General features: G+C 51.1%; 10 protein-coding genes. 6 read left to right on the forward strand and 4 right to left on the reverse strand.

Translation table 11 applies throughout. From position 1 onward, the window contains the following. Window positions 1-1,269 (forward strand): amino acid permease (locus B3W37_RS04815; protein ID WP_483174945.1); only part of this gene is annotated, 1,269 nt, incomplete at its 5' end. Between the two features lie 98 nt (window positions 1,270-1,367). On the opposite strand, the gene B3W37_RS04820 is transcribed toward B3W37_RS04815, so the two are convergent. From B3W37_RS04820 to B3W37_RS04830, 3 genes are all read right to left on the reverse strand, one after another. Then, a complete protein-coding gene (locus tag B3W37_RS04820; protein ID WP_481043086.1) occupies window positions 1,368-1,511 on the reverse strand; it encodes a DUF1540 domain-containing protein in 144 nt (47 codons plus the stop codon). Between the two features lie 198 nt (window positions 1,512-1,709). Next, a complete protein-coding gene (locus B3W37_RS04825) occupies window positions 1,710-3,476 on the reverse strand; it encodes a DUF362 domain-containing protein (RefSeq protein ID WP_483174946.1) in 1,767 nt (588 codons plus the stop codon). Between the two features lie 432 nt (window positions 3,477-3,908). Further along, the gene (locus tag B3W37_RS04830) at window positions 3,909-4,568 is read right to left on the reverse strand and encodes a Dph6-related ATP pyrophosphatase (protein ID WP_483169781.1); all 660 of its coding nucleotides are present in this window, start codon (window positions 4,566-4,568) and stop codon (window positions 3,909-3,911) included. A gap of 361 nt (window positions 4,569-4,929) precedes the next feature. Between B3W37_RS04830 and B3W37_RS04835 the strand changes: the two genes are divergently transcribed. The 3 genes from B3W37_RS04835 to B3W37_RS04845 are packed head-to-tail and all read left to right on the forward strand — an operon-like array spanning window position 4,930 to window position 8,567. Further along, entirely contained in the window at window positions 4,930-7,263 is a 2,334-nt protein-coding gene (locus tag B3W37_RS04835; RefSeq protein WP_483174948.1) for a xanthine dehydrogenase family protein molybdopterin-binding subunit, read from the forward strand. After that, window positions 7,260-8,090 (forward strand): FAD binding domain-containing protein, encoded by an 831-nt coding sequence (locus B3W37_RS04840; protein WP_483174949.1) that lies wholly within the window; start codon window positions 7,260-7,262, stop codon window positions 8,088-8,090. The genes B3W37_RS04835 and B3W37_RS04840 overlap by 4 nt, the downstream gene beginning before the upstream one ends. 3 nt (window positions 8,091-8,093) lie before the next feature. After that, window positions 8,094-8,567 carry a (2Fe-2S)-binding protein gene (locus B3W37_RS04845; protein WP_483174968.1) on the forward strand — a complete coding sequence of 158 codons (474 nt, stop codon included), beginning with the start codon at window positions 8,094-8,096 and terminating at the stop codon, window positions 8,565-8,567. Window positions 8,568-8,835: 268 nt separating this feature from the next. Here the strand turns inward: B3W37_RS04845 and B3W37_RS04850 are convergent, their stop codons facing one another. Continuing rightward, the gene (locus B3W37_RS04850) at window positions 8,836-9,114 is read right to left on the reverse strand and encodes a DUF1294 domain-containing protein (protein WP_483174951.1); all 279 of its coding nucleotides are present in this window, start codon (window positions 9,112-9,114) and stop codon (window positions 8,836-8,838) included. Window positions 9,115-9,423: 309 nt separating this feature from the next. On the opposite strand from B3W37_RS04850, the gene lpdD reads away from it, so the two are divergent. Further along, entirely contained in the window at window positions 9,424-9,822 is a 399-nt protein-coding gene (lpdD, locus tag B3W37_RS04855) for a prenylated flavin chaperone LpdD (RefSeq protein ID WP_483171046.1), read from the forward strand. After that, on the forward strand, window positions 9,815-10,411 hold a 597-nt coding region (locus tag B3W37_RS04860; protein ID WP_483174952.1), incomplete at its 3' end, for a UbiD family decarboxylase domain-containing protein. The genes lpdD and B3W37_RS04860, both read left to right, overlap by 8 nt.

Consider the following 10,411-nt stretch of genomic DNA (forward strand, 5'->3'; position numbering starts at 1 on the left):
GCCGGTCTGTCCATCTTATTAGCCTACATTATAGGCGGTCTCATAGCCTTTAAGGTATTCAGCTCCCTGGCCGAGATGTCCACCCGCGACCCCCAGGAAGGTTCTTTTCGGGTATATGCCCGTAAAGCCTTCGGCCCTCAGATCGGGTTTACCAGCGGCTGGATGTACTGGCTGGCCGGAGTCTTGATCATGTCAACCGAGGTCACCGCCCTGGCTATTTTCAGCCAATTTTGGTTTCCTACCGTTCCCCTGTGGGTTTTTGCGGCCAGTTATTCAGCCCTGGCTCTGGCTATCAATCTGCTGGGAGTCAATGATTTCGGCAAAATCGAGTCGCTCTTCGGGGTAATCAAGATTTCCGCTCTGATCATATTCATCATATTCGGATTGCTGGTGGCTTCAGGCGCTATAAGTTTGATCCGCCCGCCCGCTTCCAACCCGGGCGATCTGATGCAATGGTTTCCCGCCGGGCTGACCGGATTATGGAGTGCCCTGGTTTTTGTGCTTTTCTCTTATGGCGGTATAGAAGTAATGGGGATTTTGTCTCATGAGCTGAAGCAGTATAAAGACATCGGGAAATCGGGGAAGGTTATGTTGACCTCTTTAACCGCAGTATACGCATTAGCCTTGCTGTTCATTTTTTTAATGGTTCCCGGTTATGCGGTGAGCACGGCGGAAAGCCCCTTTGTTACGGCATTATCTACTTTCGGTTTCGGATTTGCTGATTCACTGCTCAATATTATTATTATCAGCGCGGCTTTTTCCACCATGGTTGGAGCGCTTTTCGGAGTAACCAATGTGCTGGTTTCTCTGGCCAATGATCTTGATGCGCCATTGCTCCTGGCCTGGAGGAATAATCGCGGAGTACCCGTTCCCGCTCTTTCCCTTACCGGGTTAGGGCTGTTGTTTGCAATCGTCATGTCCTTTCTTTTGCCCAACACAGTCTACGAGTACCTGGCTACGTCAGCCGGAGTTATGCTGATATTGAACTGGATAATAATCCTCTTGTCCAATTTAAAACTTGATCCCCATTATGCTTCCCAACACCTGGGCATAACCATGAAGCGCCCCACCGGGGCATTGCTGTCATATGTGACTATTGGCCTGATCATCTTAACCATTGCAGGGGCCACCATTCACCTCAGCGAGCGTATCGGGGTTTTATTCAGCCTGAGCATGGCCAGTCTGATTTTTATCAGCGCCCGCATCAAGGAATTAAGCGGCGCACCCGGCGGTCTGGTGCCAGCCCGCAAACCCTATCGGGATGATTAGCTGGAAACGGAACAAGACCGTGCTCAAGGAGTTTATTATATATTTATTATCGCAAATAAAAAGGAGGCCGTTTTGGCCTCCTTTTTTCCGGAAAATCGCTATTTGGGGGCGAAGGTGCTGCAATCGGTCTGGTCCGAGTTACTGGCGTTTCGAGGCTGGATTTCAATCTGTGACGCCATACAGCAGTCTCCTTCTCCGTAATAATAACAGGTGTTGACAACACACCTGACTCCATCAAGCATGGAGTCCTGTTTCTTTACTTTGCCCTTCAAGATAACGCCTCCTTCATCTAGAACTAGGTATATTATTTGATAAATGCCAACCTTAATATACAAGCATCGCGATTGTAAATATTTCTTTGTTGGCACTTGCCTTGAAGGTTTTTTTATAGAGCTTTTGAAGTAATTGCGGCCTTTTGACATAGATTTTCAAAATCCGCTTCACCTGATACCGGCCAGGATTTTCTCCAACATCTCTCCCAGAGTAGCTTCTTCACTCTTGTCGGCATATTTTGCCTTGGCCACATCGGGGAAGCATTTAAAAATCCCATCTATGATCACCTCAGAATGCGGCGGACAGCCGGGCAGATGAGTGCCCAGATGCGCGTGATGCTGCTGGCACAGGCCCATGAAAATATTATTCTCCCCGGGATCAATTTCGCGATTAATGCTTGGTCCCAGAAAAACATGGACCTTCTTGGCAAAAGGACGATCGATCAAGAGTCGCTCAGGATTCTGAGGGTCTGCTTTGCGCAGCTTGCTGAGGGTAAAATGCAGGTAAGCCTTGCAGCCCGGGCAGGCTTCTCCAGTATGCACCTCAAAGTCCTGCCCGCTGCCGAGATCCAGCTGCGGCCGTTTGAAAGGGTCGATCAGATCTTGTAGAGGAGGGCCCGCCACATCGATCATATCGTTTTCGATAGGTCCGAATCCCTGCATATAAGCCAGTAGAACCGGGGGGGATTCAGCCGGGTTGAAGCCCATAATCTGCATGGCAACCGCATCCACTGCCACCGGATTAGTGCCCCCGATCAGTAGATTCATCACTTTGGGAGTGCCGGAGATGGGGCCGAAGTCTTCCTGTCCAACGGTTCCATCGATAATTATTAAGTCCGGTTGGACCAGATGGTTGATATTTATTAAACTCTGCCACAGTCCGAAGAAATGCGACATATATTTTTCCAGGGGCGGTACTGCACCCTGCAGGTTTTTGATGCTCAGGGAAACGGCCGCGGCAAAGTGAATTTTCATCACGGGCATACTGATAATCACATCGGCTTCTTCCAGCGTGACCGGAATCTGCCGCGACTGCATGCGTTTGCCGCCAGGAACCGCTTTTTCAATCAGTTTATCGGTATTTAAATCCACCAGACTTACCCGATCAGGGTCCAGGGCCACCACCTCATCATAGCCATAATGAGCAAACATCTTGGTGGTGGCGCTGCGGTTGATGGAAGAACCTTCCGCTACAATCACTTTTCCGGCCACAGGCAGCAGCAACTCTACCATGGCCTTGACCACCTTTTTATCGGTCACTACCCCGCCGACCACAGTGCCGTCTTTTTTCAAACCATGATCACTGACAATATTGGGCTTGATAACTACGGTTTGACCTGTTTTAACATAGCGCTCCAAACCGCCCAGATTGGCAATCAAGCTTTTCAGCGAATTTTTGATCTGCTCGTATTCAAGCGATGCCGCGACGGTTTCGATGGCAACCGTCTCCTTGTGATGGTATGACTTTGAGAATTGCTGAGATTTGATTTTGCTGAGCAAGACCGCGGTGCTTAAATCCAGTTTGACTACCTTCCATCCCGCAATGTCGCAAGTTCGCGCCGGGCGAAAACCGTAGTCTACCAGAAGACTGTAACGGTGACGGTCTTCAGCCATCACCTGACAGGCAATCAGGTTCTCCTGCGCAATAATGGCATCCAGTATAGACGCTTCGACGCCTTTTCCGTGAAACTCCGGCCAGGCCCATATTTCCAAAACCAGGCTGTTATTTCTGTCAAAAACCACCAAGCCCTGTAACTGCTCGTCCTGGTACGCCCAATAGGTTTCGATACCGCTTATATCCTGCCACGAATTCCAGTTATACTGGAGGTAGCCTAAATCCAGGCCAAAGTGTTCGTAGGCCTGTTGCAAACGGTTAAAAACCTGGGTTTTCATTTCTTGCGGCGCTAAAACCAATTCTGTTGGCAATACTCTCATCCTCCGATCTAACTTACTCCATATCTTCCCCTGCAGTATAAAGTACTCTTCTTTAGAGGCCGAAAAAAGATCATCCGTCCCCCATTCTCCGCGTTGTCTCTTTATAAGAACCATGACTTACAAGATTCACACAAAATCGTCATAATCCTCGCTATGATTCTAGCATACTGTAATCATAGCATTTAATAAAGAATCAATAGGCGCATATTGGAAGTGGAGGGCGGGGCAGGAAACCCTGGAGTAAGTGGCACCCTATCCATAACGGAAAAGGTCAGAATTACGGAGAGCTTTGAAAACAATATCCCCGGCTGTTGCCGGGGATATCGACAAATCATGTCTAAAATTCGAAACGCAAGCGGAAAAGTTCTTTACTGGCGCATTTCGCGTAAGCCAGGAACCATCCCGCTTGCGTCAAATTGACTCCTGCGATGACTAACCCAGAACATTCAAAAACCAGTATCCCTCTTCCTCAAACGGCTCCCCCAGCTTGATGGTGACGGGGGTGGAGAAAATCGGTCCATCGGTGACGACGGTGTGGTATTCACCGTTTTCGCCCGCCGCATCCGCCCCCTCCGCCTCGATTTCCTCAAGTACGGCGGCACTCAATTCACGTCCCAGGAAACTCTTATCCAGCTTACTAGCCTGAACCACGACTATGGTAGCTTTAAACCCTGCTTCCAGGAAATCGGTCAACAGTTGTTTTCTGGGCTGCTGCCAGAGGGGGTGATAAGGCTTGATACCTATCGGCTTGCAGACTGATTCCACCCAATGCAGGTGATCTGCGATATCTATGTCGCCGAAGACACCGTGGTCTATTTCCCTGGATTTAAATTCCCTCAATACCTCAGCAAATACCGGAGTATACTCCTCCCATGAAGCAGAGCGAACTGCCAGGGGAATCCCCAGGGACCTGGCCTGATTTTGCAAGACCTGTAGAGGCAAGCCGTGAGAGCGGGATTTCTGGCCTCCTTCTGCCAGCATAGTGAGCAAACAGGCCGGGCGGCCGCCTTTTATAATGGCACGATGCAAAGCGAGACAGGAGTCTTTGCCCCCGCTCCAAGAACAAAAAAACGCTTTATCCTGAATTGTCATTACTATCCCTCCATCCGGTAGTGGGGTAGACAGATGCCCGCAAGAAAAAACAGTGCCTTTGCAGTTCACATATTCTAAAGACAATCCCTTAATCCCTTCTTTTAGCTTCAGTATCTATGTTCTTTTGCCAACCCGGCAGCTCTTCCGGGGCTTGTATCAATAATTATGCGCTAAGGTTCTCCATGTAACATGCCAGGTCTGGATAAGCTTTGTCCCTCGTTAAAGAATATAACCTGGCGATTCACCGCATATTTTTCATGATTTGGCCTGCCCTGATTTATGAGGGCCTATGCCCTCTGGCATAATATGACCATAAACCGGGAACAAAGTAATAAGAGTAGAGTTTGGAGGAATTATTCCCGTGGATTATATATCCGTTGGAGAAAGCGTCCCCCGCAAAGATGCCTGGGAAAAGGCAAGCGGGGCTGCCAGATACAACAGTGACCGAATCCAACCCGGCTTATTACACGGTGCTCTGGTGACCAGCACCTGCGCTCACGGATTAATAAAGTCAATAGACCTTGGGGCCGCCCTGACTATGCCCGGGGTAATCAATATTATTACCGGAGCTGATTTTCCAGTGCTGAGCGGACCGGTCTTGGAGGATCATCCCCCCCTGGCCTCAGGCAAAGTGCGTTATTATGGAGAACCGGTCGCAGTTGTTATCGCCGCCACCGAAGCGCAAGCCGTAGCTGCAGTTGGAGCGGTAAATATTGAGTATGAAGCCCTGCCAATTGTCACTTCCCCTCTTGACAGCTTTAAGCCCGGGGCCCCTCTGATTCACGAAAGAGTGGACTTGTACAAGCGAATGGTATCTGATGTATATCCGGAAAAAGACACTAACATAGCAGACCATATTAAAATACGCAAAGGCGACCTGCCAAAAGGCTGGGCGGCCAGCCACACTATTATTGAAGCCGAGTATGATCTTCCCCAGGCCGATCACATTGCCATGGAAACTCGCAATGTCCAGGCCGAAATCTTACCCGGGGATGAGGTTGTGATCCATTCCTCATCGCAAACCCCCTTTTCCATTAGAAAAGAAATCAGTTCTTGCTTTGGCATCGATTTAGGCAAGATTACCGTCCATGTTCCCCTGGTGGGAGGGGGATTTGGCGGAAAAGCCGCTGTGCAACTGGAATTGATTGCTTATATGGCCTCTCTTTCAGTAGGGGGGCGGCCGGTCAAAATCGCCAATACCCGGGAGCAGGATATATCAACTTCACCCAGCCAATTGGGGCTTCACGCCAGAATCAAACTGGGAGCTGATCAAAGCGGGCGCTTTACAGCTCTGGAAGCAACCTTTATGGTGGATAGCGGGGCTTACTGCGATATCGGTTCGCGAATGGCCAAATCAATGGCTATGAACTGCACTGGCCCCTATCGAATAGACAATGTATGGTGTGATTCTTATTGCATATACACCAACCATATCTATGCCACCTCCTTCCGCGGTTTCGGCCATTTGGAATTTACTTTCGCCCTGGAACGCAGCCTAGATAAACTGGCCGCCCAAATGCAGCTCGACCCCCTGGAATTGCGGCGGAGAAACGCCCTGAAGGCCGGGGACAGCAGCCCTACGCAGGTTGCATTGACAACCAGCAACCTGGGCAACCTGGAGGCCTGTCTGGACAAACTCAAATCCTTGATCAATTGGGACCAAGGCCGGTATATTTCTATCGATGCTAACACCGTACGCAGCAAAGGCATCAGCTGTCTGTGGAAAACCTCGAACTCTCCTACTGATGCCTTCTCAGGAGCAATGGTCATTATCAATCCCGACGGCAGCATCAATCTTATTGTAGGAGCGGTTGAAATCGGGCCCGGCATGTTAACCACTCTGGCCCAAATATTGGCTGAGAAAATGAAAATGGATATTAACCGGATCCATGTGCACATGCCGGTCGATACCAGGGTGTCCCCTCACCATTGGAAGACCGTGGGCAGTATGACGACTTATATGGTGGGCAAGGCGGTGCTCGAAGCGGCTCAAGACGCCATTAATCAATTGCTCAGCCTGGCTGCTATGGTCCTCAAGGTTTCCCCTTCAGATTTGGATGTTGCCCGGGAAAGGGTTTATCTCAAGGATAATCCCGACTATTACATGGATATTGCAGATATCGGCCACGCCTATAAGTATCCTGACGGCAATTCCGTGGGCGGCCAGGTGATTGGAAGGGGAAGCTTTGTAATGCGCCATCTCACCCCTCTGGATCCCAATACCGGACGAGGCAGGCCCGGCCCGGCCTGGACGGTGGGGGCACAGGCCGTAGAGGTTGAATACAATCGCCGCGACCACAGCTATAAAATCCTTAAGGCCGTAACCGTTTTGGACGCTGGCAAGGTCATCAACCCCAAGCATGCCCGGGGTGTCATTACGGGCGGCGTGAGCATGGGCCTCGGGGTGGCCACCCGTGAAGAGATCATTTATGATGAACAGGGCCAGATCGGCACCTCCAGCCTGCGCACTTATAAAGTACTGCATTGCGGTCAGCAGCCCGAGTATGTGGTAGATTATGTGGAGACGCCCCTCTTGGACTCTCCCTACGGAGCCAGGCCTATAGGAGAACATGGCATAATCGGCATGCCAGCCGCCCTGGCCAACAGTCTCAGCCTGGCCGCCGGAATTGAACTGGATCAGTTGCCCTTAACCCCGGAATTAATATGGAAACGGCTGGAGGAGGAGAAGCGATGATCCCTTTCGATTTTGAATATTATCAGCCTGCTTCAATAGCAGAGGCAGTACAACTTTATAACGATTTGCAGCAAAACGGGAAAGCGCCCATGTACTACGGAGGGGGCACCGAAATCATCACCATGGCGCGCAACAGCAGCATCAAGACCCAGGCGGTTATCGATATCAAACAGATACCTGAATGTCAGCCGTTGGAAACAAAAGGTCAAAGCCTGATTATCGGAGCGGCGGTCACGTTGACCGCCATAGCCGAAGCCAACCCCTTCCCCCTGCTGACCCAGGCGGGATCAAGAGTGGCCGATCACAGCGTGCAGAACAAAATAACCCTGGGAGGCAATGTTTGCGGAACCATCATCTACCGTGAGGCCGTGCTCCCCCTTTTGCTCGCCGACAGCGAGGTTTGCATATCCGGTATTAATGAATCTCGGACAGAATCCATACATACTGTATTCGACCAGCAGATGAGGCTCAACAACGGGGAACTGGTGGTGCAATTCAAAATTCCCCTGGAGTATACCTCCCTGCCCTACTGGCATGTCAAAAAAACCAAATTGGAAAAGATCGATTATCCTTTGATTACCTTATGCGCCTTGAAAAAAGACGGGGATATCCGCATAGCATTGAGCGGGGCTTGTTCCTTCCCCTTCCGGGGCCGGGCTATGGAAAAGGCCTTAAACCAACCGGGAGAGGATCTGAGCAAACGTGTTGCCCAGGCCCTGCAGCAACTGCCCGGACCTTTGCAGGATACTGTGGCCGGCTCATCTAATTACCGCAGATTTGTGCTGGGCAACCTGCTGGAAGATGCCATAGATGGCTTGGAGGGATAAATGATGTTTCAAATGCAGCAGATCGGGCCCATTCAACTGGATATTAACGGCGCCAAGATTAGCGCGGTGGTCAGACCGGCAGACACCCTGCTGTATGCTTTGAGGGAGGTTCTGGGGCTGACCGCCGCTAAGCCGGGATGTGAAAACGGCGACTGCGGATCATGCACGGTTTTGGTCGACGGTCTGCCGGTCAAATCCTGCTTGATGCTGGCGGTAGAAGCGGTAGGCCATAAGATCACCACCTTGGAAGGTCTGCAGGACGCTCCTATTCAGAAGGCTTTTGTAGAGCACCGGGCTTTTCAGTGCGGCTATTGCACCCCGGGTTTCATCATGACCTGTCAGGGGTTGATAGAAAAACACCCTGATGCCGACGAAGAGACCATGTTCACCTGGCTGGAATCAAATATCTGCCGCTGCACCAGCTACGAAGAGATCACCGGGGCGGTGCGCAGTGTACTGAATATAACCCCGGAATAAAATACCGGTTGCCGGAAGCAGCGACAGTTCCCGGTCGATTAGGATAATTCGCCCCGGGGCGTTCACCGCTTTGGTTACCGTCAAAAAATCAGGACTACCCTGACATTATCCTTTCCCGAGCGGTGGCGGTGTCCGGCCGGCCATCCTGCCCGGGGCGAAATAAACCAGACCCGGCGGCGCATCCCGCAATCGATCCTTTTTTATGGCCTATGGCTTATCTTTTTGCGGTCGCTTCTCCCTTAAATGGCGCCAATGAACACCGCTTCTTCTAAAAGCCGGCGAAATAATAAATTATCAAGACCAGCTGCAGGACTAGTATTATTGGGAGGCCGTACTTGAAACTGCGGTGGCGGGTTTTGTGCCGGAATTGATACATAGCCAGTATTCCGCCTAAGGCGCCACCTAGAAGCGCAGCTGTGAAAAGGGTTCTTTCCGGAATCCTCTTTTCCCCGCGCTGTGAGTAGCCTTTGTCGAGCGCGAATAATACATAGCACAGAGTATTGACTGCCAAAGCGTAAAAAAGCAAGACTTGATCGCTGTAGGCCATGCCGCTATTCCTCCCCCAGGATTGATTTCTCCGTCATTACGGCCATCCATGACTGCATCACAGCTGAAGGATTGGTCATAGAGAGTATGGTGACTAACTGCTATCTGCAGACGTCGGCTCTATCATCATTAATATTATTATAACCGCGGATACTGATCTTGCTGTCGAATACCCCGCAAAAAAACCACGCTCATCCGTTAACACGGAAAATAGGCCAAGATTGCTTTTACAGTGCCGCCGCAGTGGTTTAAGATATAGGATAGCTGCAATAATATTTTTGTGAAAGTCTGCTTTAGAAGGTGAGTCTCTTTGCGTGAGGAAATAGTCTTTACTTGCGGGGAAGGCCGTTTGGGCATACAGGTTCAGGCCATTTTAACCGGTGACGGGGTGGCAGTCTTCCTCACCGGGGGGGAAAAACCTCATGTGGGGGGAGTGGCGATGAGTGTTCCGCGCCATCCCCGGACAGCTTCGGGTCAACGCCCGCAAACCTGGGTAACCCCCCGCTCTGGACACCGCGATTCTGATGTTGCCACCCTGGTGGCCGAGCAGCTCTGCCGGGAAACCGGTTGTTGCGCGGCAGTAATAGCGGGAATTCATATTGATCGGGCCTCCCGTCAGGAAATTGATGCCCTGGTGCAAAACAGCCTGGAAGCAGCCCGGCTATTGGCTGACAGAATCAAGCAGATAGTGGAGATCGAACATGCATAAGAACCTGCGCTCCTTTATTGAGCAACTACGCCGGGAAAAAGACATTATCGAGATAACGGCTGAAGTAGACCCCTATCTGGAACTGGCTGAAATCCACCGCCGGGTGGTGGAAGAAGGCGGTCCGGCCTTATTATTCACCCGGGTTAAAGGGAGTTCATTTCCGGTTGCCACCAATTTATTTGGCACCGTACGGCGTATGGAAATGGCCATGGGTCCCAAACCGCAAGCTATTGTAAACAAAGCCATCAACGCCTTGCACCGGCTCTTACCGCCGCGCTTGAGCAGTTTGTGGGGGGAACGCGGTTGGCTTCTGGATATGGCCCGCATCGGCTTGAATCATGTGCCGTCCCACCGGGCGCCGGTTTTAAGAGAGTCCTTGCAGCCGGTTAATATCAAAGCCCTGCCGTGCATCACCAGCTGGCAGGAGGACGGCGGACCGTTCTTCACCCTGCCCCTGGTGTATACCGAAAGCCCGCATGGAGGCGAACACAACCTGGGCATGTACCGCATGCAGGTATTCACTGCAACTCAAACCGGCATGCACTGGCAGATCCATAAAGGCGGCGGATTTCACTTCCATGAAGCTGAG

The sequence above is a fragment of the Syntrophomonas sp. UBA5494 genome (assembly GCF_002426325.1).

Excerpts from the sequence above, each read along its gene's own strand:
- B3W37_RS04820 (WP_481043086.1), bottom strand. The coding sequence starts at position 1,511 with ATGCTTGATGGAGTCAGGTGTGTTGTCAACACCTGTTATTATTACGGA.
- B3W37_RS04825 (WP_483174946.1), bottom strand. The coding sequence starts at position 3,476 with ATGAGAGTATTGCCAACAGAATTGGTTTTAGCGCCGCAAGAAATGAAA.
- B3W37_RS04830 (WP_483169781.1), bottom strand. The coding sequence starts at position 4,568 with ATGACAATTCAGGATAAAGCGTTTTTTTGTTCTTGGAGCGGGGGCAAA.
- B3W37_RS04840 (WP_483174949.1), top strand. The coding sequence starts at position 7,260 with ATGATCCCTTTCGATTTTGAATATTATCAGCCTGCTTCAATAGCAGAG.
- B3W37_RS04845 (WP_483174968.1), top strand. The coding sequence starts at position 8,094 with ATGTTTCAAATGCAGCAGATCGGGCCCATTCAACTGGATATTAACGGC.
- B3W37_RS04850 (WP_483174951.1), bottom strand. The coding sequence starts at position 9,114 with ATGGCCTACAGCGATCAAGTCTTGCTTTTTTACGCTTTGGCAGTCAAT.